This is a genomic window from Oceanibaculum indicum P24, from assembly GCF_000299935.1.
GTDB lineage: Bacteria > Pseudomonadota > Alphaproteobacteria > Oceanibaculales > Oceanibaculaceae > Oceanibaculum > Oceanibaculum indicum.
Genome location: NZ_AMRL01000010.1, coordinates 63,566 through 87,364, shown reverse-complemented (window position 1 = coordinate 87,364; position 23,799 = coordinate 63,566). Strand labels below are relative to the sequence as shown.

24 protein-coding genes are annotated in these 23,799 nt (G+C 66.0%); 16 read left to right on the top strand and 8 right to left on the bottom strand.

Annotated elements, in window-relative coordinates; genetic code table 11:
- Positions 1-71: 71 nt before the first annotated feature.
- From P24_RS09690 to P24_RS09655, 9 genes are all read left to right on the top strand, one after another.
- Complete coding sequence (locus P24_RS09690; RefSeq protein ID WP_008944536.1) at positions 72-998, top strand: heme o synthase; 927 nt, start codon at positions 72-74, stop codon at positions 996-998.
- Positions 995-1,138, top strand: a complete 144-nt coding sequence (locus P24_RS20030) for a hypothetical protein (protein WP_156816253.1) — start codon at positions 995-997, stop codon at positions 1,136-1,138. Before P24_RS09690 ends, P24_RS20030 begins: the two co-directional genes overlap by 4 nt.
- 5 nt (positions 1,139-1,143) lie before the next feature.
- The gene (locus tag P24_RS09685) at positions 1,144-1,764 is read left to right on the top strand and encodes a cytochrome c oxidase assembly protein (protein ID WP_051013121.1); all 621 of its coding nucleotides are present in this window, start codon (positions 1,144-1,146) and stop codon (positions 1,762-1,764) included.
- A gap of 72 nt (positions 1,765-1,836) precedes the next feature.
- Positions 1,837-2,637, top strand: coding sequence for a cytochrome c oxidase subunit 3 (locus P24_RS09680; protein WP_008944534.1), 801 nt, complete (start codon positions 1,837-1,839; stop codon positions 2,635-2,637).
- Between the two features lie 31 nt (positions 2,638-2,668).
- On the top strand, positions 2,669-3,037 hold the full coding sequence (locus P24_RS09675; RefSeq protein ID WP_040707225.1) for a DUF983 domain-containing protein: 369 nt from the start codon (positions 2,669-2,671) through the stop codon (positions 3,035-3,037).
- Complete coding sequence (locus tag P24_RS09670) at positions 3,030-3,788, top strand: SURF1 family protein (RefSeq protein WP_008944532.1); 759 nt, start codon at positions 3,030-3,032, stop codon at positions 3,786-3,788. Before P24_RS09675 ends, P24_RS09670 begins: the two co-directional genes overlap by 8 nt.
- A complete protein-coding gene (locus P24_RS09665; protein WP_008944531.1) occupies positions 3,785-5,287 on the top strand; it encodes a carboxypeptidase M32 in 1,503 nt (500 codons plus the stop codon). The genes P24_RS09670 and P24_RS09665 overlap by 4 nt, the downstream gene beginning before the upstream one ends.
- Before the next feature lie 91 nt (positions 5,288-5,378).
- A complete protein-coding gene (gene thrC / locus P24_RS09660) occupies positions 5,379-6,785 on the top strand; it encodes a threonine synthase (protein WP_008944530.1) in 1,407 nt (468 codons plus the stop codon).
- Between the two features lie 3 nt (positions 6,786-6,788).
- Positions 6,789-8,060 (top strand): M16 family metallopeptidase, encoded by a 1,272-nt coding sequence (locus tag P24_RS09655; protein ID WP_008944529.1) that lies wholly within the window; start codon positions 6,789-6,791, stop codon positions 8,058-8,060.
- A gap of 320 nt (positions 8,061-8,380) precedes the next feature.
- Here the strand turns inward: P24_RS09655 and P24_RS09650 are convergent, their stop codons facing one another.
- Positions 8,381-8,863 (bottom strand): Hsp20 family protein, encoded by a 483-nt coding sequence (locus tag P24_RS09650; protein WP_008944528.1) that lies wholly within the window; start codon positions 8,861-8,863, stop codon positions 8,381-8,383.
- Positions 8,864-9,188: 325 nt separating this feature from the next.
- Between P24_RS09650 and P24_RS09645 the strand changes: the two genes are divergently transcribed.
- Positions 9,189-9,665, top strand: a complete 477-nt coding sequence (locus P24_RS09645; protein WP_040707247.1) for a DUF1465 family protein — start codon at positions 9,189-9,191, stop codon at positions 9,663-9,665.
- A 102-nt stretch (positions 9,666-9,767) separates the two neighbouring features.
- Here P24_RS09645 and rpmE read toward each other — a convergent pair whose 3' ends face one another.
- Complete coding sequence (rpmE, locus tag P24_RS09640; protein ID WP_008944526.1) at positions 9,768-9,989, bottom strand: 50S ribosomal protein L31; 222 nt, start codon at positions 9,987-9,989, stop codon at positions 9,768-9,770.
- 192 nt (positions 9,990-10,181) lie between these two features.
- On the opposite strand from rpmE, the gene P24_RS09635 reads away from it, so the two are divergent.
- From P24_RS09635 to rpsD, 4 genes are all read left to right on the top strand, one after another.
- On the top strand, positions 10,182-11,990 hold the full coding sequence (locus tag P24_RS09635) for an ABC transporter transmembrane domain-containing protein (RefSeq protein WP_408962316.1): 1,809 nt from the start codon (positions 10,182-10,184) through the stop codon (positions 11,988-11,990).
- A gap of 166 nt (positions 11,991-12,156) precedes the next feature.
- Positions 12,157-12,978 carry a universal stress protein gene (locus tag P24_RS09630; protein ID WP_008944524.1) on the top strand — a complete coding sequence of 274 codons (822 nt, stop codon included), beginning with the start codon at positions 12,157-12,159 and terminating at the stop codon, positions 12,976-12,978.
- 423 nt (positions 12,979-13,401) lie between these two features.
- Positions 13,402-14,949, top strand: a complete 1,548-nt coding sequence (locus P24_RS09625) for a DEAD/DEAH box helicase (RefSeq protein ID WP_008944523.1) — start codon at positions 13,402-13,404, stop codon at positions 14,947-14,949.
- A gap of 174 nt (positions 14,950-15,123) precedes the next feature.
- Positions 15,124-15,738, top strand: coding sequence for a 30S ribosomal protein S4 (rpsD, locus tag P24_RS09620; RefSeq protein WP_008944522.1), 615 nt, complete (start codon positions 15,124-15,126; stop codon positions 15,736-15,738).
- 313 nt (positions 15,739-16,051) lie between these two features.
- Here rpsD and grxD read toward each other — a convergent pair whose 3' ends face one another.
- The 5 genes from grxD to P24_RS09595 all read right to left on the bottom strand — a co-directional run bounded on the left by grxD (position 16,052) and on the right by P24_RS09595 (position 20,934).
- Positions 16,052-16,387, bottom strand: a complete 336-nt coding sequence (grxD, locus tag P24_RS09615; RefSeq protein ID WP_008944521.1) for a Grx4 family monothiol glutaredoxin — start codon at positions 16,385-16,387, stop codon at positions 16,052-16,054.
- A gap of 98 nt (positions 16,388-16,485) precedes the next feature.
- Positions 16,486-16,722: a BolA family protein gene (locus P24_RS09610; protein WP_008944520.1), complete on the bottom strand. Its 237-nt coding sequence runs from the start codon at positions 16,720-16,722 to the stop codon at positions 16,486-16,488.
- A gap of 43 nt (positions 16,723-16,765) precedes the next feature.
- Positions 16,766-18,997 (bottom strand): phosphoribosylformylglycinamidine synthase subunit PurL, encoded by a 2,232-nt coding sequence (gene purL / locus P24_RS09605; protein WP_008944519.1) that lies wholly within the window; start codon positions 18,995-18,997, stop codon positions 16,766-16,768.
- Between the two features lie 36 nt (positions 18,998-19,033).
- Positions 19,034-19,723: a phosphoribosylformylglycinamidine synthase subunit PurQ gene (gene purQ / locus P24_RS09600; RefSeq protein ID WP_008944518.1), complete on the bottom strand. Its 690-nt coding sequence runs from the start codon at positions 19,721-19,723 to the stop codon at positions 19,034-19,036.
- 302 nt (positions 19,724-20,025) lie between these two features.
- On the bottom strand, positions 20,026-20,934 hold the full coding sequence (locus tag P24_RS09595; protein WP_008944517.1) for a LysR family transcriptional regulator: 909 nt from the start codon (positions 20,932-20,934) through the stop codon (positions 20,026-20,028).
- A 137-nt stretch (positions 20,935-21,071) separates the two neighbouring features.
- Here P24_RS09595 and wrbA point away from each other — a divergent pair, with 137 nt between their 5' ends.
- Together wrbA and P24_RS09585 are read left to right on the top strand one after the other, a co-directional pair.
- On the top strand, positions 21,072-21,668 hold the full coding sequence (wrbA, locus tag P24_RS09590) for an NAD(P)H:quinone oxidoreductase (RefSeq protein ID WP_008944516.1): 597 nt from the start codon (positions 21,072-21,074) through the stop codon (positions 21,666-21,668).
- Between the two features lie 59 nt (positions 21,669-21,727).
- On the top strand, positions 21,728-22,444 hold the full coding sequence (locus tag P24_RS09585) for a pirin family protein (RefSeq protein WP_008944515.1): 717 nt from the start codon (positions 21,728-21,730) through the stop codon (positions 22,442-22,444).
- Positions 22,445-22,607: 163 nt separating this feature from the next.
- Here the strand turns inward: P24_RS09585 and P24_RS09580 are convergent, their stop codons facing one another.
- Complete coding sequence (locus P24_RS09580) at positions 22,608-23,732, bottom strand: DSD1 family PLP-dependent enzyme (RefSeq protein ID WP_008944514.1); 1,125 nt, start codon at positions 23,730-23,732, stop codon at positions 22,608-22,610.
- Between the last annotated feature and the right edge of the window lie 67 nt (positions 23,733-23,799).

Genomic DNA, 23,799 nt, shown 5'->3' with positions numbered 1-23,799 from the left:
TAGATTGTTGAGCAGAGCAGGCGGTTAGCCAGGTGAGCGATACCCAGCTTCAAACGACCATGCGGGCAGGCATGCAAGCGGGGGCCGAAGGGCCCTCGCTGGGCGTACCGGGCGTGGCCGACTATGTCGAGCTGCTGAAGCCGCGCGTCATGTCGCTGGTGGTGTTCACCGGGTTCGTCGGCCTGTATCTGGCGCCGGGCTCGATCCATCCGGTCCTCGGTTTCATCGCCATCCTGTGCATCGCCATCGGGGCCGGTGCGTCGGGCGCCATCAACATGTGGTATGACCGCGACATCGACGCGGTGATGAGCCGCACCCAGGGCCGCCCGATCGTGCGCGGCCGGGTCGATCCGGAAGCCGCCCTTGCCTTCGGGGCGGTGCTGTCCGGCTTCTCTGTCATGGTGATGGGGCTGGCGGTCAACTGGGCGGCGGCCGCGCTGCTGGCGCTGACCATCGCCTTCTACGTCTTCGTCTATACGATGTGGCTGAAGCGCAGCACGCCGCAGAACATCGTGATCGGCGGTGCCGCCGGCGCCTTCCCGCCGATGATCGGCTGGGCCGCGGTGACCGGCGACGTCAGCATCGATTCGGTGGTGCTGTTCGCCATCATCTTCATGTGGACGCCGCCGCATTTCTGGGCGCTGTCGCTGTTCGCCTGCGAGGATTATGCCCGGGCCGGCGTGCCGATGCTGCCGGTGGTGGCGGGCAAGCGGGAGACGCGCCGCCAGATCCTGATCTATTCCGTGCTGCTGGCGCCGCTGGCGGTGCTGCCCTGGCCGCTCGGCACCTCGGGCGCACTCTATGGTGTGGGCGCCATCATCCTGGGCGCGCTGTTCCTGGCCGGTGCCTGGCGCATCTGGCGGGCCGGCGACGGGCCGCGCGCCGAGCTGGCCGCGCGTCATCTTTTCGCCTATTCGATCCTCTATCTCCTGTTGATCTTCAGCCTGCTGATCCTGGACCGGACCTGGTATCTGATTTCGCTGGGAGGCTGGATGTGAGCGCCATGGAACAGGATACGGAAAACCGCGACCGCGAAAGCTTCCGGCGCAGCCGTCGCCCGCGCAACCGTGCGCTGCTCTGGGTGCTGCTGGGGCTTGTGGCCCTGTTCTACGCCATCACCATCGTGAAAATGGGGTGAAGCGCATGCGCGAAACCGAACAGAACAAGCCTAAGGGCAACCGCCGCAACTGGATCGCGGTGGGCGGTGTGATGCTGGTGCTGGGCGGCATGACGACGCTGACCGCCTACAGCAGCACGCTGTACGAGATGTTCTGCCGCGTCACCGGCTATGGCGGCACCACGCAGCAGGCCGACGCCCTGCCGGACCATATGGGCGAGCGCGTCATCACCGTGCGCTTCGACGCCAATACCAGCCCGGACCTGAAATGGCGCTTCAAGCCGATGCAGGTGTCGGAGAAGGTGCATGTCGGCGAAAACGGGCTGGCCTTCTACAAGGCGGTGAACAATGGCGACGTGCCGGTGGTTGGCACCGCCACCTACAGCGTGACGCCGCACAAGGCAGGCATCTACTTCAACAAGCTGCAGTGCTTCTGCTTCACCGAGCAGGTTCTGCAGCCGGGCGAGAGCATCGAGATGCCGGTGTCCTATTTCGTCGATCCGGCGATCGTCGATGACCGCAATTTGGACGATGTCACGACGATCACCTTGAGCTATACCTTTTTCCCGGCACCCGACCAGTCGCTGGCGGGTGTCCGGCAGACCAGCGAGCTGAAGCCTGCGGGCGACGGCGCGCGGGTGAATTGATCGTATTGAGTTAAACTGGGGTAACATGCCGACGGATGGCCAACCGTCCGTAAGCCGAAGGGGTTTTGAGGGATGAGCGAAGCACACGCCACGCACCAGAAGCATCCGTACCATCTCGTCGATCCGAGCCCGTGGCCCTTCGTGGGGTCCGTCGCGGCCTTCGTGACCGCCATCGGCGGTGCAATGGCCATGCACGACCAGGGCTACTGGGTGCTGTTCCTCGGCCTCGCCCTGGTGCTGGCCACGATGTTCTTCTGGTGGCGCGACGTGGTACGCGAGGCCAATAGCGGCCTGTATCACACCAAGGTCGTGCAGCTCGGCCTGCGCTACGGCATGATCCTGTTCATCGCTTCCGAGGTGATGTTCTTCGCTGCCTTCTTCTGGGCCTTCTTCGCCTCGGCCTTCTACCCGACCGAGGCCATTGGCGGCATCTGGCCGCCGGCGGACATCGTCACCTTCGATCCGTTCGAGCTGCCCTTCATCAACACGCTGATCCTGCTGCTCTCGGGCTGCACGGTGACCTGGGCGCATCACGCGCTGATCGAGAACAATCGCCGTGACCTGATCCGCGGCCTGTGGCTGACCGTCCTGCTGGGCATGTCCTTCACCGCCCTGCAGGCGTTCGAGTACAGCCATGCCGCCTTCGGCTTCACCGATGGCATCTACGCCTCGACCTTCTACATGGCGACCGGCTTCCATGGCTTCCATGTCATCGTTGGCACTGTCTTCCTGGCGGTCTGCCTGGTGCGTGCCTATCAGGGCCATTTCACGCCGGAACAGCATTTCGGCTTCGAGGCGGCGGCCTGGTACTGGCACTTCGTTGACGTGGTGTGGCTGTTCCTGTTCGTCTGCATCTACTGGTGGGGGGCGTAATCCCCCGCTGCCCGGAACAACCGAGCAGAGGATGAACGACAGCCCGTCCTATCCGCCTCTATCGCCTGTTCTGACCGGTCTGGCCTGCCGCTGTCCGCGCTGTGGACGCGGCAGGCTTTTTTCCGGCTTGCTGCAGGTGGCGGAACGCTGCGAGGTCTGCGGCCTGGACCTCAGCAATCATGACAGCGGCGACGGGCCGGCGGTGTTCGTGATCTTCGCCCTGGGCATCATCGTCGTGCCGCTCGCGCTGTGGGTCGAAACCGTTTTCCAGCCGCCGCTCTGGCTGCATGCCGTGCTGTGGTCCTTGGTGATCCTGGCCGGCGCGCTTGGCCTGCTGCGGCTTTTCAAGGGCGTCCTCGTCGCCCTGCAATACAAGCATCGCGGGACCGCGCATGACTGACACACGATCCGCCCTGCACCGCACCCTGGGTTTCCGCCCGCGCCTGTGGCCGACGCTGATCTCGCTGCCGATGATCGTCGTCATGCTGGGGCTTGGTGCCTGGCAGCTGCAACGGCTGGCCTGGAAGGAAGGGCTGATCGAGCGGCTGGAGACGCGGATGATGGCGCCCGCCATTCCCGCCCCCGCCGCTGGCGCCGATATCGAGGAAATCGAGTTCCGCCGCGTGACCGCCACCGGCGAATGGCTGCATCAGTACGAAATGCCGCTGATCGGCCGCCCGGAAAAAGGCACGGTCGGCTATCACATCGTCACGCCGCTGCGCACTAATGACGGGCGCGTGCTGCTGGTCAACCGCGGCTGGATTCCCGATGACCGCAAGGACCCGGCGCGTCGTCCGGAAAGCCAGCCCACGGGCACGGTGACGGTGGAAGGCATCGTGCGCCGTGCCGGCCTGCGCAATTCCTTCACCCCGGACAATGAGCCGGGCCGCGGCATGTGGTTCTATGTCGATGTGCCGGAGATGGCCGCCTATGCCAAGGCCGAGGGCGAGGACGTGCCGGACTATTACATCGACGAGCTGCGCCGCGAGAGCGGCCCGCAGCTGCCGATTGGCGCCGATCCGATGATCGGGCTGCGCAACGAACATCTGCAATATGCCATCACCTGGTTCGCCATGGCCTTCGGGTTGATCGCTGTCTATGTGCTGTGGCACCGCCGCACGGAACGCGAGGAGCAAGACGCCAGGCAATGAGCAACGCGGCCGGCGCATACAAGGCGCTGGAACGGCGCTTCCACCGCCTCTCCGTGCTGGGCGGTGTGGGCGGCATCCTGCACTGGGATCAGTCGGTGATGATGCCCGATGGCGGTGCGGAGGCGCGCGGCGAGCAGCTGGCGACGCTGAGCGTGCTGTCGCATGAACTGCTGACCGCGCCTGACATGGCCGACTTGCTGGACGCTGCCGGGGCGGAGGGTCTTGCGGACTGGCCAGCGGCGAACCTCGCCCTGATGCGCCGCCAGCATGCGCACGCCACCGCCGTGCCCGCCGATCTGGTGGAGGCGCGCTCCAAGGCCTGCTCCAAGTGCGAGATGGCCTGGCGCACGGCCCGCAAGAACAGCGATTTCGCTGCTATCCTGCCGCATCTGCGGGAGGTCGTCCGGCTCACCCGCGAGATGGCAGAGATCAAGGCGGCGGCGCTGGGGCTCGATCCTTATGATGCGCTGCTCGACCAGTATGATCCCGGCAACCGCGCAGAGCGCATCGACCCGGTGTTCGACGATCTCGCTACTTTCCTGCCGCCGCTGCTGGAGGCGGTGCTGGAACGGCAGGCTGCCGAGGCGCCGCTCGTCTTGCCGCAGGGGCCGTTCCCGGTCGACTCACAGGCCGCGCTGGGCCGCCGGCTGATGGCCGCCGCCGGCTTCGACTTCAATCGCGGCCGGCTGGATGTCTCGCTGCATCCGTTCTGCGGCGGCGGTCCGGACGATATCCGCATCACCACGCGCTATGACGAGGGCGATTTCACCCAGAGCCTGATGGGCGTGCTGCACGAGACCGGCCACGCGCTCTATGAGCTGGGTCTGCCGGAGGCACCGTGGCGGCACCAGCCGATCGGCGAGGCGCGCGGCATGACCGTGCATGAAAGCCAGTCGCTGCTGGTGGAGATGCAGGCCTGCCGCTCGCCCGCCTTCCTGGAGTTCGCGGCGCCGCTGATCCGCGAGGCTTTCGGCGTATCCGGCCCGGCCTATGAGGCGGACATGCTGCGCCGTCTCTATACCCGCGTCGAACGCGGCTTCATCCGCGTCGATGCGGACGAGGTGACCTACCCGCTGCATGTGATCCTGCGCTACCGGCTGGAGCGCGCCATCGTGGCCGGCGATCTCGACGTTGCCGACCTGCCGGGCGCCTGGAACGACGGCATGCGCGATCTGCTGGGCGTGACGCCGCCGGATGACCGGATGGGCTGCCTGCAGGATATCCACTGGTATGATGGCGCCATCGGCTATTTCCCCACATACACGCTGGGCGCGATGATGGCCGCGCAGCTGTTCGCCTCCGCGACCGAGCAGCAGCCCGATATCCTGCCCGGCATCGCGCGCGGAGATTTCACGCCGCTGGTCGGCTGGTTGCGCACGAATGTGCATGCCCATGGTTCGCGCTATTCCGCCGACGAGCTGCTGGACCGCGCCACCGGTGCACCGCTCTCCACCGCCGCCTTCAAGGCGCATCTGCAGCGGCGCTATCTGGGGGCATAAGCCGCCCCGCCTTGAAGAGTCTCCGGTCCGGCATTAGGTTGTGCGCTTCGATCAACCGCCTTTGGCTGGCGTGAGCCTTGGAGCCTGCCCGATGAAGTATGTGAGCACGCGCGGAAGCGCCCCGGTCCTCGATTTTGAAGGGGTGCTGCTGGCGGGCCTCGCCGAGGATGGCGGCCTCTATGTGCCGCAGGAATGGCCGGCCTTCAGCGCCGCCGAGCTGCGCGCGATGCGCGGGCTTTCCTATGTCGAGATCGCCGAGCGCGTCATGCGGCCCTTCCTGGGCAGCGCCATTTCCGATGCCGATTTCGCGCGCATCGTGCGGGACTCCTACGAAACCTTCGATCACAGGGCGGTCACGCCGCTGAAGCAGCTGGACAGCAATTTCTGGCTGCTGGAGCTGTTCCACGGGCCGACCCTGGCCTTCAAGGATGTCGCGCTGCAGCTGCTGGGCCGGCTGTTCGACCATGTGCTCACGCGGCGCGGGGAGCGGGTGACCATCGTCGGCGCCACCTCCGGCGATACCGGCTCCGCCGCCATCGAGGCCTGCCGCGACCGTGCCGCGATCGACATCTTCATCCTGCACCCGAAGGGCCGCACCTCCGAGGTGCAGCGCCGGCAGATGACGAGCGTGCTGTCGTCCAACGTCCATAACATCGCGCTGGAAGGCACCTTCGACGATTGCCAGGACCAGGTGAAGGCGATGTTCAACGACCCGGCCTTCCGGGCGCGGCAGAATCTGTCGGCGGTGAATTCGATCAACTGGGCGCGCATCATGGCGCAGATCATCTATTACATCGCTGCCGGGGTGGCGCTGGGCGCGCCGGACCGCCGCATCGCCTTTTCCGTGCCGACCGGCAATTTCGGCAATGTCTATGCTGCCTATGCGGCGAAGCAGACGGGCCTGCCAGTCGAGAAGCTGATCGTCGGGTCGAACCGCAACGACATCCTGACCCGCTTCTTCCGCTCCGGCGAGATGAAGATCGAGGGGGTGGAACCCAGCCTCAGCCCGTCCATGGACATCCAGGTTTCAAGCAATTTCGAGCGGCTGCTGTTCGATCTGCTGGACCGCGATGGCGCGCTGGTCGCCGACACCATGAAGGGCTTCCGGGCGGCCGGCAGCTTCAAGGTTGGCGACAACCAGCTGGGCCGCGCCTCGGCGCTGTTCGCCGCGCACCGGATCGACGATACGGAGACCAAGGCGGTGATCCGCGCCGTGCATGGCGAGACCGGGGAAATCCTCGATCCGCATACCGCCGTCGGCGTTGGCGCGGGGCGTGCCATATCGCTCGATCCCGATATCGCGGTGGTGGCGCTGGCCTGCGCCCATCCGGCGAAGTTCCCGGATGCGGTGGAGGCGGCGACCGGCATCCGCCCGGCCCTTCCGCCGCGCCTTGCCGATTTGTTCGAGCGCGAGGAGCGGGTGGCCGTGCTGCCCAACGACCTTGCCACCGTGCAGGATTACATTTCCGAGAAGACCGGCCGGAAGGAGGCCGTCTGACCCATGAAGAACAGCGACAGCGTGCGCATCACCACCCTGCCCAACGGGCTGCGCGTCGCCACCGACCATATGGAGCATGTCGAGTCCGTCTCGCTCGGCGCCTGGGTCGGGGTCGGCACGCGCCATGAGGAGGCGCAGGTGAACGGCATCTCGCACCTGCTGGAGCACATGGCGTTCAAGGGCACGGAAAAGCGCAGCCCGCAGGCCATCGCCGAGGAGATAGAGGCCGTGGGCGGCGTGCTGAACGCCTATACCAGCCGCGAGAACACCGCCTATTACGCCAAGGTACTGGCCGATGACGTTCCGCTGGCAGTCGATATCCTTTCCGACATCTTGCAGCATTCTACCTTCGATGCGGAGGAACTGCGCCGCGAGCAGCAGGTGGTGGTGCAGGAGATCGGCCAGGCGAACGACACGCCGGACGACATCATCTTCGACCTGTTCCAGGAGACCGCCTATCCGGACCAGCCGATGGGCCGGCCGGTGCTGGGCACGGAACAGACCGTCACCGCCATGCGCCGGGAGACGCTGATCGACTATATCGGCCAGCAGTACGGGCCGCAGAAGATGGTGTTCGCGGCTGCCGGCAAGGTCGATCACGACCGCATGGTGGAGATGGTGGGCAATGCCTTCGCCGATCTGAAGCCGACCGCCGAAAAGCCGGAGCCCGCCGCCGCCTACAATGGCGGGGAGCGGCGCGAGGAGCGCGACCTGGAGCAGGTGCATCTGCTGCTGGGCTTCGATTCCCTGTCCTATGACGATCCGGATTATTACGCGCTGTCGGTATTCTCCACCCTATTCGGCGGCGGCATGTCCTCGCGCCTGTTCCAGGAGATCCGGGAGAAGCGCGGGCTGGTCTATTCGATCTATTCCTTCCAGTCGGCCTTCCGCGATGGCGGGCTGTTCGGCATCTATGCCGGCACCGGTGAGGAGCAGGTGGCCGAACTGGTGCCGGTGCTGTGCGACAGTTTCCGGACCGTGGCCGGCAGCCTGACGGAGGCGGAGCTGGGCCGCGCCCGCGCGCAGCTGAAGGCCGGCCTGCTGATGGGTCGCGAATCGACTGGCAACCGCTGCGAGCAGGTGGCCCAGCAGCTCATGGTCTATGGCCGCGCCATTCCGCCATCCGAGCTGGTGGAAAAGGTGGAGGCGGTCGATGCCGCCGCCGTGGACCGCGTGGTCGCCCGGCTGCTCGCCTCCCGCCCGACGCTGGCCAGCATCGGCCCGGTCGATCACGTCGAGACGCTGGACCGCGTCGCCGAACGGCTGGCGGCGTAACGGGTTCATCGCGCTGCCCTATGCTTCGAGACGCCGGCTTCCAGCCGGCTCCTCAGCATGAGGTCACCAGGAGGCACCGCCGTTATTCCAACAATGACCTCGTCCTGAGGAGCGCGCCCCGAGGTCTCGGGGCGCGCGTCTCGAAGGACATGGCCGGAAAGCAATTCCCCCTCACCCAGCTCCGGCTAATTCGCTTCGCTCATAAGCCTACGCACCCCTCTCCCGCGAGGGGAGAGGGGCACCTACAGAAACGGCCGCATCCATTTCTGGATGCGGCCGCGCCCGTCAGGGAAAACGGGAACTATCAGGTCGCGCCGGGATTACGCGGCCTTCTTACCTTCGATGACTTTGCTGGTGCTGGTAGCCGAACCGGTGATCTCGATCTTGCGCGGCTTGGCAGCCTCAGGCACCTCGCGCACCAGATCGACATGCAGCAGACCATTCTCCATGCGGGCACCGGAGACCTTCACGGTCTCGGCCAGCTCGAAGCGGCGCTCGAAGGCGCGGCGGGCAATCCCACGATAGAGGAAACGGCCTTCCTGGGCGTTCTCCTCCTCGTTCTGCTCGCTGCGGCCGCTGATCACCAGCGTGTTGTTCTGCACCGTCACATCGAGGTCGCCCTCGGCGAAGCCGGCCACCGCCATGGTGATGCGGTACTGGTCTTCTTCCAGCTTCTCGATGTTGTAGGGCGGATAGCTCGGCGCCTGCTGGACGCTGTTGCGCATGCTCTCATCAAGCAGCCGCATCATGCGGTCGAAGCCGACGGTCGAACGGAAAAGCGGGGAAAGATCGAAACTGCGCATTGTCATGTCCTCCTGAAGCAACATGTTCTGTGTACGGCCCACCCCATGGGTCTGACCGGTAATCGTCCGTGGACCCCATCAGTGGCGATCCACGTTCCAGATATGGGAAGCCGGAAAGCGGCTTCAAGAGGGTGGAGAAACCCAGCCGCAGGGGCCGCTGTCCGCAGGCATCCGGCCTTTTCAACGGCTAGAATGGTTAATGAAGCTTTTTGGAATATGCGCGCCTAGGGGCTTGGAATAGTTCGATTTTGCCGCCATACTGTTTCACAGGCGGAATGATTTCCGGTGGCAATTACAGGTGGGCCAGGTCGCGAATATGGGCGCGATGCAACAGACGACGCTGCTTCTGGAGCGGACCTATAGCGAGCTTTTCGACCTGATCGTCGAAACGCGCGATTACCTGCAGGCATCCCAGAAGGCGCGGTTGCGCCGCCAGCCGGCGCGCGGTGACTTTATGGCGCCTTCCGGCCCAAGGCAGGATAGGGGGCTGGATATCGAGCGGGTGCGCTTCATGGCCGCGCGGGTCGATGAGGCGCAGCTCAGCTGCGAGACCATGCGCATGACCTCGCGCCTGACCCAGGCGATGGCCTGGCTGATGGTGCAGAAGGCGGTGCATCATGGCGAGCTGACTTCGGCCGAGGCCAGCGAGGAACGCTACCGGCTTGGCGGCCAGGAGGTGTGCCTGGCCGAGCGGCATTCCGAAGCGCTCGACATGCCGCCGGAACTGCGCCGGTTGATGGACCGCAGCCTCAGCGTCTATCAGCGCATCGAGCGGCTGGACCGCATGCTGGACGCCAGCTGATCCTGCACAGTTATTCCCCGTACAACTATTTTATGGAAATGCGCGCAACGAAAAAGGCGCCGGAAAGACCGGCGCCTGATCCGCAGGTGTTTGCAGCGCTGCTCAGCCGATGCCGAGATTGGCGAAGCGCTTGTTGAACTTCGCGACCTGACCGCCGCTGTCCAGCAGACGATGCTGGCCGGTCCAGGCCGGGTGCGACTTCGGGTCGATCTCGAGGCGCAGCGTGTCGCCTTCCTTGCCCCAGGTGGAGCGAGTCTTGTAGGTGCTGCCGTCGGTCATCACGACCGTGATCTCGTGATAGTCGGGATGGATTTCCTGCTTCATAGCCAAGTCCGCCGGTCGGGAGTAAGGGGCCAAATATGCGAGCCGCCGTATATACAGAAGCCGGTGCGGCGAGGCAAGCCCCATCCGCACCGCGATTTCCGACCGTGACGCGAGGCCGCGGCGGCGCTGCTGGAAATGGCCGGAAAATTGCTGTACGGCAAGGGAAATATAGAGACAAAAGGGCAGTGCCGAATGTCGATGAGTGAACGGGCCGACAGGACTATGCCGGAAGGCGGCAAGCGGCTGGGGCCGCTGCGCCATCTGCTGCGCTTCCTCGCCCCTTACAAGGGGCAGATCGCCGGCGCGTTGACGGCGCTGGTCATCGCCGCCTCCACCGTGCTGGGACTTGGCATGGGGCTGCGCTACCTGGTGGATGGCGCGTTCGGTGCCGGCAACCCGGCGCTGCTGGACCAGGCAGTCATCGTGCTGTTCGGCGTGGTGCTGGTGCTGGCCGTCGCCAGCTATGTGCGCTTCTACCTGGTCTCCTGGATCGGCGAGCGCGTGGTGGCCGATATCCGCAAGGCGGTGTTCGACCATGTGCTGAGCCTGAGCCCCGGCTTCTTCGAGACGACGCGCACCGGCGAGGTGCTGTCCCGCCTGACCAGCGACACCACGCTGGTGCAGGTGGTGGTCGGCTCCTCGGCCTCCATCGCGCTGCGCAACACGCTGCTGTTCGTCGGCGGCACGGTGATGCTGGTCATCACCAGCCCGGTGCTGACCGGCCTGGTCTTTCTGGTCGTGCCGCTGGTGGTCGCGCCGATCCTGATCTATGGCCGCAAGGTGCGCCGGCTGTCGCGCGACAGCCAGGACCGGCTGGCCGATGTCGGCGCCTATATCGAGGAGAGCCTGAACGCGATCCGCACCGTGCAGTCCTTCACCCATGAGGGCGAGGACCGTGCGAATTTCGCCGGTGAGGTGGAGCGCGCCTTCGCCACCTCGGTGCGCCGGATCGCGGCGCGTGCCATGCTGACCGCCACCGTCATCATGCTGGTGTTCAGCGCCGTTGCCGCCATCCTGTGGCTGGGCGGGCGCAGCGTCATCGACGGCACGATCAGCGGCGGCGAGCTGTCGGCCTTCGTGTTCTACGCCGTGGTGGTGGCCGGCGCGGTCGGCGCGATCTCCGAGGTGATCGGCGATCTGCAGCGCGCGGCGGGGGCGACCGAACGGCTGATGGAGCTGCTGGCCGCGCCGTCGCCGGTCGCAGTACCGTCGCTGCCGGTGGCCCTGCCGGAACCGCCGCGCGGCGGCATCGAATTCGACCGCGTACGCTTCCATTACCCGGCGCGTCCCGACCGGGCGGCGCTGGAGGAGTTTTCGCTGACCGTCCAGCCGGGCGAGAAGGTGGCGCTGGTCGGCCCCTCCGGGGCGGGCAAGACCACCGTGTTCCAGCTTCTGCTGCGCTTCTACGATCCGGAGTCCGGGACAATCCGGCTGGATAGCGTCGATGTGCGGCAGGCCGATCCCAGGGCGCTGCGCAGCCGCCTCGGCCTGGTGCCGCAGGAGCCGGTGATCTTCTCCGCCAATGCCTTCGAGAACATCCGCTATGGCCGGCCCGGTGCCAGCGATGAAGATGTGCGCGCCGCTGCCGAGGCCGCGGCGGCAGCCGAGTTCCTGGACCGGCTGCCTGACGGGTTCAACACCTTCCTCGGCGAGAAGGGCGTGCGCCTGTCCGGCGGCCAGCGCCAGCGCCTGGCCATCGCGCGGGCGATCCTGCGCGATCCCGCCGTGCTGCTGCTGGACGAGGCGACCAGCGCGCTGGATTCCGAAAGCGAGCGGCTGGTGCAGTCGGCGCTGGACCGGCTGATGGCCGGGCGCACCACGCTGATCATCGCGCACCGGCTGGCCACTGTGCTGAAGGCGGACCGCATCGTGGTGCTGGACCAGGGCCACATCGCCGCCACCGGCAGCCATGCTGAGCTGATGCGTCAGGGCGGGCTCTATGCCCGGCTGGCGACGCTGCAGTTCGACCAGCACCTGCCGGATGCTGCCGCAGGCGCATGATCCTGCCCTGCGGGAAAGGCTGCGTCCTTCTTGATGCACATCAATGTCACGGAAAGGGGCGTATGATGTCCTCCGCATCATGACGCCCCAGACTGATGTTTCAGGCTCTGGCGCCACCCGCAAGGAGGGCTTCCGTAAGGACGCCACCACCAGGAGGAAAGCGATCATGTCCATCAAGACCATCGTCGTCACCATCACAGAAGCCGATGAGGCCGCACGCGTTGTCGGTACCGCCCTCGACCTTGCCGAAAGGCTGGACGCCCATCTGGTCGGCGTCGGCGTGAAGCGTCCGATTGCCGTGCCGGTCTATTCCATGGGGGCGATCCCCGACACGGTGCTGGAGCAGCTGGACAGCGCCGAGGATGAGCGGCTGGGCAAGCTGCGCGAGGCGTTCCAGCATCAGGTGAAGCTGGCCGACTGGGCGGCCCGCAGCGACTGGCGGGTCTATGCCGCGCCGATGGCGATGGCGGTGGCCGAGGCGGCGCGCTGCGCCGACCTGATCGTCATCGGACAGCCGGTGGACGATAACGTGCCCGACGATGTGGCGATGCTGGCCGGCGACCTGGTGATGAACGCCTCCACGCCGATCCTGATGGTCCCCAATATCGGTGCGAAGCCGATTGCCGGCGGCGAGGCGCTGGTCGGCTGGAATGGCGGGCGCGAGGCGGCGCGCGCATTGCATGACGCACTGCCGATGCTGCGGCTGGCCGGCAAGGTGACGCTGGTCACGGTCGGCGGCGACGCGGTGGTCAGCGGCGAGGAGGCGGCGGAATATCTCGCCCGCCATGATTTGAAAGTCACGCTGCAGCATGAGCCCTCGACCGAGCTGGACCCCGGCGACGTGCTGCTGAACCTGGCGGCGGACCGCGATGCGCGGCTCATCGTCATCGGCGCCTATGGCCATTCGCGCCTGCGGGAATATGTGCTGGGTGGCAGCACCCGCACCATCCTCGACCACATGACCGTCCCGGTCATGCTGTCGCGGTAGAGGATGGAAGCCGCTGCAAATATCCCCTTCTGTCACCCCCGGACTTGATCCGGGGGTCTAGGGGCGGTGCCCTGCCTGCATCGCCTCAGATCGCGGCCCCTGGATTGCCGGGTCAAGCCCGGCAATGACAAGAAAGAGAAAACAGCAACCATCGCTTCAGCCGGTAAATTACATTTCTGGTTGATTTCCTTGACATTAGGCCGCCTAGGGCGCATTTGTGCACTGCCGCATGAAACGGCCCTTGGCGCGCCGACCGCGTGAACGCTGCCTTCTCCAGGCAACCGGTACTGTCGCGCGCCGCTGATTTCATTTGATCGCCCAGGCCACGCGGGGCGTCCCTGAAATGCCCGCGATGGTATGACGCAAGGCCGACAGCGAGTCGGCCGGCCGCTGTTTGCGGGCCTTGAGCGAAAGTTTTCCATTTTGACGAAATTTACTGACCTCGGCCTGTCCGCCCCGATTCTGAAGGCGGTCACCGCCGAAGGCTACGAGACGCCCACGCCGATCCAGGCGCAGGCCATTCCCCCGGTGCTAACCGGTCGCGACCTCATGGGTATTGCGCAGACCGGCACCGGCAAGACGGCGGCCTTCGCGCTGCCGATCCTCAACCGGCTGACGGAAGAGGGCAACCACATCAAGACGCCGCGCGGTTCCTGCCGCGTGCTGATCCTGAGCCCGACGCGCGAGCTGGCCAGCCAGATCGCCGAGAGCTTCCGGGTCTATGGCAAGTTCCTGAACCTGTCCGTCGCCACCGTGTTCGGTGGCGTGTCTGCCGGGCCGCAGGCCAAGGCGCTGCAGCGCGGCGTCGATATCGTCGTCGCCACGCCTGGCCGGCTGATTGACCATCTGCAGAACCGCGTCGTGCGCCTCGACCAGGTCGAGATCTTTGTGCTTGATGAGGCCGACCAGATGCTCGACATGGGCTTCATCCAGCCGATCCGCCGCATCGTGAAGACGCTGCCGGCGAAGCGTCAGAACCTGTTCTTCTCGGCCACCATGCCGCGCGAGATCGAGACGCTGGCCGGCGAACTGCTGCACGATCCGGCAAAGGTCGCGGTGACACCCGTCGCCTCCACGGCGGAGCGCGTGTCGCAGCAGGTGATCTTCGTGCCGACCGGGCTGAAGCGCGCGCTGCTGGCCGATCTGCTGTCCGACGCCCAGATGGGCTTCGGCCGCACGCTGGTCTTCACCCGCACCAAGCATGGCGCCGACAAGGTTGTGCGCTATCTGGAAGGGGCGGGCATCGTGTCCGCCGCGATCCACGGCAACAAGTCGCAGTCCCAGCGCGAACGCGCGTTGCTGGCCTTCCGTGACGGCGCCTGCAAGGTGCTGATCGCGACCGACATCGCCGCCCGCGGCATCGATGTCGATGGCGTCACCCACGTCATCAACTACGATCTGCCGAACATCGCGGAAAGCTATGTCCACCGCATTGGCCGCACCGCGCGTGCCGGGGCGGACGGCATGGCGATCTCCTTCTGCGACCGGGAGGAGCGGGCCTATCTGCGCGACATCGAGAAGCTGACCCGCCAGAAGGTGCCGGAGCTGCAGCGTGCCCTTCCGGAAGGCACGCTCGCAACGGCCGAGGAGCCGCGCCGCGAGCGTGGCCCCCGTCCGCAGGGTGGGCGTCCGCAAGGCCGTCCGAATCAGGGCCGTCCGCATGGACGTTCCGAGGGGCGTCCCGAGGGTGGCCGTCCCAATCATGGTCACGGCCAGAAGCCGCAGCGTCCCCGTCATGCTGGTGGTCAGGGCGAAGGCCATGCTGGCGGTCAGCGCGAAGACCGTGCTGAGGGCCGCCGGAGCCAGGGCGATGACTCGATGGCCGGCATGTCCTTCATGAAGCGCCCGCCGCAGGCCGGTAACGGCAATCGCTCCTCCCATGCCGGCAAGAGCGAGGGTGCTGGTGAGCGCTCTGGCGAGCGCGCCGGCAAGGGCGGCGGCCGCCCCTGGCGCAGCCGCAAGGCGGGCTAACAGCCTTAGCGACTCTTGGTTTGACTCGGGCGCGCCGATCCCTATACTGCGCGCCTTCATTCCCGGGAATGCGGAATGGGCGTTTACGCGCGCCCATTCCCGTCCGGGTTCGGAAACGGACCGCAGGACCTACCGGGACATCATCATCCGTATAAACGGAGCAAGGTTTAGAGAATGTCGAAGCGTCAGGAATCCAAGTATAAAATTGACCGCCGCCTCAGTGTGAACCTCTGGGGCCGGCCGAAGAGCCCGCTGAACAAGCGCGACTACCGCCCGGGCCAGCATGGCCAGCGCCGCCGCAAGCCGACCGACTACGGCGTGCAGCTGATGGCGAAGCAGAAGCTGAAGGGCTATTACGGCAATATCGGCGAGCGCCAGTTCCGCCGCCTCTATGAGGAGGCTGTGCGCCTGAAGGGCGACACCGGCGAGAACCTGATCGGCCTGCTGGAGCGCCGCCTGGATGCCGTGATCTACCGCATGAAGTTCGTGCCGACCGTGTTCGCGGCGCGCCAGTTCGTGAACCACGGCCACATCAAGGTCAATGGCAAGCGCGTGAACATCCCCTCCTACATGGTCCGCGAGGGCGATGTGATCGAGGTGAAGGAAAAGTCCCGCCAGTTGCCGCTGGTGCTGGAAGGCAGCTCGTCGGGCGAGCGCGACGTGCCGGACTATCTGGATGTCGATCACAGCGCGATGAAGGGTACCTTCACCCGCATCCCGAAGCTGGCCGACGTGCCCTACCCGGTGTCGATGGAGCCGAACCAGGTGGTCGAGTTCTACTCGCGCTAACCGGTACGGAACATCCCGACTACGACGCGGCCCGGCATCACGCCGGGCCGTTCTCGTTTGGGGGGAATTTTCTTTAAGCCGCCCTATGCTTCGAGACGCCTGTCCCTAAACCCTCTCCCCTTGCGGGAGAGGGTGGACGCGAAGCGTCCGGGTAAGGGGGCGGCTCCGCCAGTGCGGGTACCCCTCACCCAGCTTCGTTTAGCTCGCTTCGCTCATAAGGCTCCGCAACCCTCTCCCGCAAGGGGAGAGGGAAGAAAAGGAAAAGGCCGCCCTTTCAGGCGGCCTTTCCGGTATCCGGTAGTGTATGGAGCGGTTATTCCGCCGCGACGGCGATCCCGCGGGTGGCCATAAGGTCGGTCAGCTCGCCGGTCTCGTACATCTCGCGCACGATGTCGCAGCCGCCGATGAACTCGCCCTTCACATAGAGCTGCGGAATGGTCGGCCAGTTGGAGAATTCCTTGATGCCGTCGCGCACCGAGGGGTCTTCCAGCACGTTGATGCCCTTGTAGTCGACTTCCAGGTGATTCAGCACCTGCACGACGACGGCGGAGAATCCGCACTGCGGGAAGGTTGGCGTGCCCTTCATGAACAGCACGATGTCGTTACTGTCGATCTCGCCCTGAATGCGGTCGCGAACCGAAGCGTCCATGGTTCCAATTCCTTTGCTTGCACCGGCACGGCCGGCGTCTGGTGCGTTGCGCCAGCAAAGCCGGCGGCTGGCTGTGGTTCCCGGTTAGGCTTGCCTTGTCAGGCTTCCGGCACCGAGGTCTGCAGCGCCAGCGCATGCAGCTCGTTGCCCATTCGCCCCTGCAGCGCCTGATACACCATCTGGTGCTGCTGCACACGGCTCTTCCCGGCGAAGGATGAAGAGACGACATGCGCGGCGTAATGGTCGCCATCGCCGCGCAGATCCTCGATCGTCACCGTGGCATCGGGCAGCGCCTGCTTGATCATGCGCTCAAGTTCGCCCAAATCCATCGGCATCTGCCTGTCTCCCTGTCGTCGCTGGCTGTCGTCGCCGGTAAGCTTACGCGTTCCCTGCCGCCGCCTGATCCATGTAGGACGGGAACCAGTCCTCATGGGCCCGGCGCAGCGCTTCCACCGATATGGCACCGGCGCCGGCCACTGTCAATTCGGCCCCGCCGGTCGTACCGATACGTTTCGCCGGGACGCCGGCCTTTTCCGCCGCCGCCAGCACGCTGGCCGGATCGGATGTTGCGACGACATAGCAGCCCTGATCCTCGCCGAAGCACCAGGCGGTCAGGTCCTTGCCCTTGGCCGTCGGCTCCAGCGCGGCGCCCGTGCCGCCGGCCATCGCCATCTCGGCGACAGTGACCAGCAGCCCGCCATCGGAGAGATCATGCACGGTGCTGAGGCTGCCGGCCCTGATCTGCGCGCGCACGAAATCGCCGGTGCGGCGCTCGGCGGCCAGATCGACCGGCGGCGGCGCGCCCTCGCGGCGCTTCTCGATCTCCTGCAGATAGAGCGACGATCCCAGCCAGCCGGAGTGATCGCCGATCAGCACCAGCGTCTCGCCCGCCTTGCGCAGCGCCAGCGTGGCCTGCTGGGCCACATCCGGCAGCAGGCCGACGCCGCCGATCACCGGGGTCGGCAGGATGCCCTTGCCGTTGGTCTCGTTGTACAGCGACACATTGCCGGACACGACCGGGAAGTCGAGCGCGCGGCAGGCCTCACCCATGCCTTTGATGCAGCCGACCAGCTGGCCCATGATTTCCGGGCGCTGCGGGTTGCCGAAATTCAGATTGTTGGTGACGGCAATCGGCTCCGCCCCCACGGCGGTCAGGTTGCGCCAGCTCTCGGCCACCGCCTGCGCGCCGCCCGTCTCCGGATGGCTGTAGCAATAGCGCGGCGTGCAGTCGGTGGTGATCGCGATGCCCTTGCTGCTGCCCTCAAGGCGCACGACGGCGGAATCGCCGCCCGGCCGCTGGATGGTGTTGCCCATGACCAGATGGTCGTACTGCTCCCAGATCCAGCGCCGGCTGGAAAGGTGCGGCCCGCCGACCAGCTCCTTCAGCGCGTCCAGCACGCCGATGTCGCGTGTGAGGTCCGAGGCGGCGATGGTTGCCGGCTTTTCGGTCGGAACCCATGGGCGGTCATATTCCGGGGCTTCGGCGACCAGCGGGGCGACCGGGATGTCGGCATAGGTTTCGCCGTGCATCTTCAGCACCAGATTGCCGCTGTCGGTCAGCCGGCCAATGACGGCGAAATCCAGCTCCCACTTGTCGAAGATCGCCTTGGCCTTGGCTTCCGCCTCCGGCTTCAGGACGATCAGCATGCGCTCCTGGCTTTCCGACAGCATCACCTCATAGGGCGTCATGCCGGTCTCGCGCATCGGCACGCGGTCGATCTCCAGCTCGATGCCAAGCTCGCCCTTGGATGCCATCTCGACGGAGGAGGAGGTGAGGCCGGCAGCGCCCATGTCCTGGATGGCGACGATGGCGTCCTCGGCCATCAGCTCCAGGCAGGCCTCGATCAGCAGCTTCTCGGTGAACGGGTCGCCAACCTGCACGGTCGGGCGCTTCTCCTCGCTGTCGTCGGTGAATTCGGCCGACGCCATGGTGGCGCCGTGAATGCCGTCGCGCCCGGTCTTGGCGCCGACATAGACCACGGGATTCCCCACACCCGCCGCCTTGGAATAGAAGATGCGGTCGGTACGCGCCACGCCCACCGTCATGGCGTTGACCAGGATGTTGCCATTGTAGGACGGGTCGAAATTGGTCTCGCCGCCCACCGTCGGCACGCCGACGCAATTGCCGTAGCCGCCGATGCCCGACACCACGCCGGACACCAGATGCCTTGTCTTCGGGTGGCTGGGCTCGCCGAAGCGCAGCGCGTTCATGTTGGCGATGGGGCGCGCGCCCATGGTGAACACGTCGCGCAGGATGCCGCCCACACCGGTCGCCGCCCCCTGGTAGGGTTCGATGAAGGAGGGGTGGTTGTGGCTCTCGATCTTGAAGATCGCCGCCTGCCCGTCGCCGATATCGACCACGCCGGCATTCTCGCCCGGCCCCTGGATGACGCGCGGCCCCTTGGTCGGCAGCGTCTTCAGCCAGATCCGCGAGGATTTGTAGGAGCAATGCTCGCTCCACATCACCGAGAAGATGCCAAGCTCGGTGATCGTCGGCTCGCGGCCCATGATTTTCAGGACGCGGTCATATTCCTCCGCCGTCAGCCCATGTTCGGCGACGATCTCGGGGGTGATGGCGACATTCCGCCGGCTGGCCTCGGTTGCGGTCATGCCTGGACGCTTTCCGTACTGCTGGGATTTAAGGGATCAGGAGAGGGCACGCACGATGCCGTCGAACAGGCCGCGCCCGTCGGTGCCGCCCTGGATCGGTTCAACCGAATCCTCGGGATGCGGCATCATGCCCAGCACATTCTTGGTCTCGTTGAAGATGCCGGCGATGTTGCGGGCCGAACCGTTCGGGTTGCCACGCCCGTCCACCGCGCCGTCCGGCGCGCAATAGCGGAAGGCCACGCGGCCCTCGCCTTCCAGCCGGTCCAGCGTCGCCTCGTCGGCGAAGTAATTGCCGTCATGATGGGCGACCGGCACGTTCATCACCTGGCCTTCGCTAAGACCGCTGGTGAACAGCGACTGGCTGCTCTCGACGCGCAGATCGACATTGCGGCACACGAACTTCAGGTCGGCGTTGCGCATCAGCGCACCCGGCAGCAGGCCGGTCTCGGTCAGCACCTGGAAGCCGTTGCACACGCCCAGCACCGGCACGCCGCGCTTCGCCTTGGCGACCACGTCGCGCATCACCGGGGAGCGCGCGGCCATCGCGCCGCATCGCAGGTAATCGCCATGGGCGAAACCGCCGGGAATGACGATCAGATCGACCTCGGGCACTTCCGTCTCGCGGTGGAAGATGAGGTAGGGATCGACGCCGGAAGACTGGCGGAGCGCCGCGCGCATGTCCTGCTCGCGGTTGGTGCCGGGGAAGAGAATGATGGCGGATTTCATGGCGCTGTCGCCCCTTGCGACCGTGAGTGCGAAATGGGGGTGCGAAATCGGGGCGACACTATGCCCGGAAGCGCCGAAAGGCAAGCGGAAGCGGGGGTAAGACAAGAGAATAGAATCACATGGCGGTGCCGTTTCTCCAACCGTCATTCCCGGCCTTGTGCCGGGAATCCAGGGTTCAGCCTACTCGGGCAGACATCCAGAAAGCGGAAGCCTAGACCCCCGCAACAAGTGCGGGGGTGACGGGCGGAGTTGAAAGGAGGGAAACTGGCCATGACGTAGGGGGAGGAATGGCAGATACGTTCCTACAAATCCCGGTCCCAATAGGGCTTGCCGCCGAAGCGCCTGGCGAGGAAATCGGTGAAGGCGCGGACCTTGGCGGAGACGTGGCGGGCATGCGGATAGACCGCATGGATCGCCCCTTCGGAAAGCTTGTAGTCGCGTAGGATCGGCGTCAGCTGGCCGCCGCGCACCGCGTCGCCAGCCAGGAAGCTGGGCAGCACAATGATGCCAAGGCCGGCGATGGCGGCCTCCATCAGGACATCGCCATTGTTCGCCCGCAACTGGCCGGCCACGCGCACCCGGATGATGCCTTCCGGGCCAGAGAAGCGCCATTCGTCGCCGGTCGCCTGATAGGCGTAACACAGGCAGTCATGGCGCTGCAGGTCGAGCGGCGTCTGCGGGACACCTCGCCGCGTCAGATAGTCGGGGGAGGCGACGGTCAGCATGCGGGCATCGGCCAGCCGGCGCTGGATCAGCGTCGAATCCGGCAGCGCGCCGATGCGGATCGCCATGTCATAGCCTTCCTTCACCAGATCGACGAAGCGGTCGGTCAGCGTCATGTCGATGGTGACGTCGGGATTGACGTAAAGGAAATCCGGCAGGGCCGGCGCCAGATGCTGCCGCCCGAAGCTGACCGGCGCATTCAGCCGCAACGTGCCGCGCGGCGCGTCCTGCAGGCTGGTCGCCGCCTGTTCCGCCGCTTCGGCTGCCGCCACCACCTCCTGCGCGCGGACGAAGAACAGCTCGCCCGCCTCGGTCAGGCTGATGCGGCGTGTGGTGCGGTTCAGCAGCCGCACGCCCAGCTGGTCCTCCAGCTTCGCCACCTGCTTGGAGACGGCGGATTTCGACAGGGTCAGCTTCTCCGCCGCCGCCGAAAACCCGCCTTCCTCCACCACCCGGGCGAAGACCAGCATCGCGTTCAGATCCTGCATATCGGCTCCATCGTTTCTGTCTGGAAACAGTATTGTGCCATGGGCCGGATTTAAGAGACAGTCCTTCCGCGCTATATCCTGCCCATCAGATTGGTCCGGCCGCCAGACGGCCACAACAGATGCGAAGGAGCAGGTACATGGCGAAGGTTCTGGTTCTCTATTATTCCTCCTACGGCCATATCGAGACGATGGCGAAGGCCGTCGCCGAGGGCGCCAAGGGCGCCGGTGCTGAGGTCACGATCAAGCGTGTGCCGGAACTGGTGCCGGAGGATGTGGCGAAGAAGTCCGGCATGAAGCTGGATCACGACGCCCCCATCGCCAAGCCGGACGAGCTGGCCGAGTATGACGCGGTCATCTTCGGCGCGCCGACGCGCTTTGGTACGGTTGCCTCGCAGATGCGCAACTTCATGGACCAGACCGGCGGTCTGTGGATGAAGGGCGCGCTGGTCGGCAAGGTGGGCAGCGTGTTCACCTCGACCGGTACCGGCAGCGGCAATGAGAGCACCATCCTGGGCTTCATCCCGACGTTGATGCATCACGGCATGGTCGTCGTCGGCGCGCCCTACTCGATCGAGGAGCTGACCGATATCAGCGAATTCCGCGGCGGCTCCGCCTATGGCGCCGGCACCGTGGCTGGGCCTGACGGCAGCCGTCAGCCCAGCGAGGTCGAGCTGACCATCGCCCGCAAGCAGGGCGCCCATGTCGCGGGGATCGCCGCGAAGCTTGTGAAGTAACGTTTTTACGGCCTGCCCGGACCACAATGCCGGCGCAGGCGAGGCAAGGAGTGACTGTCATGATTGACGTTCGTCCGTTTTCCACCCTTGGCGGTGCCGAGTATGGCTGGCTGAAGGCCAAGCATCATTTCAGCTTCGCCAATTACCACGACATGTCCCGCATGGGCTGGGGCGCGCTGCGTGTCTGGAACGATGACACGATCTCGCCCTTCACCGGGTTCGACCCGCACGGCCACCGCGACATGGAGATCGTCACCTATGTCCGCAAAGGCGCGATCACCCATACCGACCGGCTGGGCAATGTCGGCCGCACCGAGGCGGGTGACGTGCAGGTGATGAGCGCCGGCAAGGGCATCGTCCACTCCGAGTACAATCAGGAGCCGGACGACACCCAGATCTTCCAGATCTGGATCATGCCCAACAAGCGCCATGCCGAGCCTTACTGGGAGGCCCGCACCTTCCCGAAGGAGCAGAATGGCAGGCTGACCGTGCTGGCCAGCGGCCGGACGGGCGACACGGACGCGCTGCCGATCAACCAGGATGCGGCTGTGCTGGGCGGCAGCTTCAAGGCCGGCGACAGCACGACCTATACGTTGGGCAAGGGGCGCTACCTCTACCTCGTCTCGACCGATGGGAAGATCGAGGTGAACGGCACCCGCGCCGAGTCCCGCGATGGCGTCGCCATCAGCGATCTGGACAGCGTCGAGATCAAGGCGCTGGAGGATACCCAGGTGGTGCTGGTGGATGCGCCGGGGCTGGACGCCGTCGCGGCGTAGGACGCTCGTGTCACCCTCTCCCCTGGCGGGAGAGGGTGGTGAGCGGTAGCGAACCGGGTGAGGGGGGCGGCGCTGTCATTGGCCTACCCCTCACCCAGCTTCGCCTAACTCGCTTCGCTCGTAAGCCTTCGCAGCCCTCTCCCGCAAGGGGGAGAGGGTTTTGTTATGCCAGCGCGCCGCGCGCGGTGACCTCCCACAGCGCCTCGACGCGGCCGTCGCGGATGCCGACGATCCAGTCATAGAGGTTCACCGTCGGATCGCAATGGCCGGGGATGAGGCGCAGCTTGTCGCCCAGCTTCGGCCTGTTGCCGGGGTTGGACAGCGCCAGCGCGCCATGCTCGTCGGAGGCGCGCACCAGCTCCGCCCCCTCCAGTTCATGGACCGTGGGCAGGCCGGAATCGACGCTGAAGGCCTTCAGCCCGGCATCCAGATAGGCGCGCTCCGCCGCCGGGTGGCTCATCACCGTGGTATGGATGAACAGCGCGTGCCGGAAGGTGTCCACGAACTGCCCGTCCTCCTTCAGGTTGCGGGCATAATCCGCATCCATGAAGACGTAGGAGCCGGCCTGCAGCTCGTTATAGACGCCGGACGCCGCCTCCATCTCGAAGGTGCCGGTGCCGGCGCCGCCGACGATCAGGCAGTCGAGGCCGGCGGCCTTCAGCCCATCCAGCGTCTCGCGCACCATCGCCACCGCCTTGTCGATGGCGGCGCGGCGCTCGCCAATGCCGCGGATGTGCTGGGCCTTGCCCTGATAGGCCTGCAGCCCGGCGAATTCCAGATTCTCCTTGGAAGCGATGTGCCGGGCCAGCGCCACCGCCGGCGCGCCGGGGGCAACGCCGCAGCGCCCCGCCCCGACATCGATCTCCACCAGCACCGGCAGGCGCACGCCGGCACGTGCCGCCGCCGCGTCCAGATCATCGACATTGCCAGCATCGTCGGCGCAAACGCCGACCCAGGCGCGCTTGCGCAGGGCGGCCAGCCGGTCCAGCTTCGCCTTGCCCACCACCTCGTTACTGACCAGCACATTGTCGATGCCGGCATTTACCATGGCCTCGGCCTCGGAGACCTTCTGGCAGCAGATGCCGATGGCGCCCAGCGCCATCTGGCGCTTGGCGATCTCCGCGCATTTATGAGTCTTGGCGTGCGGGCGCAGCCGCACCCCGGCGGCCTGCGCGGCGGTGGCCAGCAGCTGCAGATTGGCCTCGAACGCGTCGAGGTCGAGGATCAGGGCCGGGGTATCCACCTCGTACAGCGGATCGCCAAGGGCGGCGGGGGCAGGCTGGGGCATGGGTTCATGTCTCGCGCGGTGGGAGGCGGGCAGCATTGCGCCGCAAGGGAGCCTAGCCTGCGCCCGC

Coding starts and splice junctions, on each gene's coding strand:
- P24_RS09685 (WP_051013121.1), top strand. CDS start 1,144: ATGCGCGAAACCGAACAGAACAAGCCTAAGGGCAACCGCCGCAACTGG.
- purQ (WP_008944518.1), bottom strand. CDS start 19,723: ATGAAATCCGCCATCATTCTCTTCCCCGGCACCAACCGCGAGCAGGAC.
- purL (WP_008944519.1), bottom strand. CDS start 18,997: ATGACCGCAACCGAGGCCAGCCGGCGGAATGTCGCCATCACCCCCGAG.
- P24_RS09630 (WP_008944524.1), top strand. CDS start 12,157: ATGTCCATCAAGACCATCGTCGTCACCATCACAGAAGCCGATGAGGCC.
- thrC (WP_008944530.1), top strand. CDS start 5,379: ATGAAGTATGTGAGCACGCGCGGAAGCGCCCCGGTCCTCGATTTTGAA.
- P24_RS09690 (WP_008944536.1), top strand. CDS start 72: ATGCAAGCGGGGGCCGAAGGGCCCTCGCTGGGCGTACCGGGCGTGGCC.
- P24_RS09610 (WP_008944520.1), bottom strand. CDS start 16,722: ATGCCGATGGATTTGGGCGAACTTGAGCGCATGATCAAGCAGGCGCTG.
- P24_RS09645 (WP_040707247.1), top strand. CDS start 9,189: ATGCAACAGACGACGCTGCTTCTGGAGCGGACCTATAGCGAGCTTTTC.
- P24_RS09650 (WP_008944528.1), bottom strand. CDS start 8,863: ATGCGCAGTTTCGATCTTTCCCCGCTTTTCCGTTCGACCGTCGGCTTC.
- rpsD (WP_008944522.1), top strand. CDS start 15,124: ATGTCGAAGCGTCAGGAATCCAAGTATAAAATTGACCGCCGCCTCAGT.
- P24_RS09580 (WP_008944514.1), bottom strand. CDS start 23,732: ATGCCCCAGCCTGCCCCCGCCGCCCTTGGCGATCCGCTGTACGAGGTG.
- P24_RS09665 (WP_008944531.1), top strand. CDS start 3,785: ATGAGCAACGCGGCCGGCGCATACAAGGCGCTGGAACGGCGCTTCCAC.
- rpmE (WP_008944526.1), bottom strand. CDS start 9,989: ATGAAGCAGGAAATCCATCCCGACTATCACGAGATCACGGTCGTGATG.
- P24_RS09595 (WP_008944517.1), bottom strand. CDS start 20,934: ATGCAGGATCTGAACGCGATGCTGGTCTTCGCCCGGGTGGTGGAGGAA.
- grxD (WP_008944521.1), bottom strand. CDS start 16,387: ATGGACGCTTCGGTTCGCGACCGCATTCAGGGCGAGATCGACAGTAAC.
- wrbA (WP_008944516.1), top strand. CDS start 21,072: ATGGCGAAGGTTCTGGTTCTCTATTATTCCTCCTACGGCCATATCGAG.
- P24_RS09680 (WP_008944534.1), top strand. CDS start 1,837: ATGAGCGAAGCACACGCCACGCACCAGAAGCATCCGTACCATCTCGTC.
- P24_RS09670 (WP_008944532.1), top strand. CDS start 3,030: ATGACTGACACACGATCCGCCCTGCACCGCACCCTGGGTTTCCGCCCG.
- P24_RS09635 (WP_408962316.1), top strand. CDS start 10,182: ATGTCGATGAGTGAACGGGCCGACAGGACTATGCCGGAAGGCGGCAAG.
- P24_RS09585 (WP_008944515.1), top strand. CDS start 21,728: ATGATTGACGTTCGTCCGTTTTCCACCCTTGGCGGTGCCGAGTATGGC.
- P24_RS09675 (WP_040707225.1), top strand. CDS start 2,669: ATGAACGACAGCCCGTCCTATCCGCCTCTATCGCCTGTTCTGACCGGT.
- P24_RS09655 (WP_008944529.1), top strand. CDS start 6,789: ATGAAGAACAGCGACAGCGTGCGCATCACCACCCTGCCCAACGGGCTG.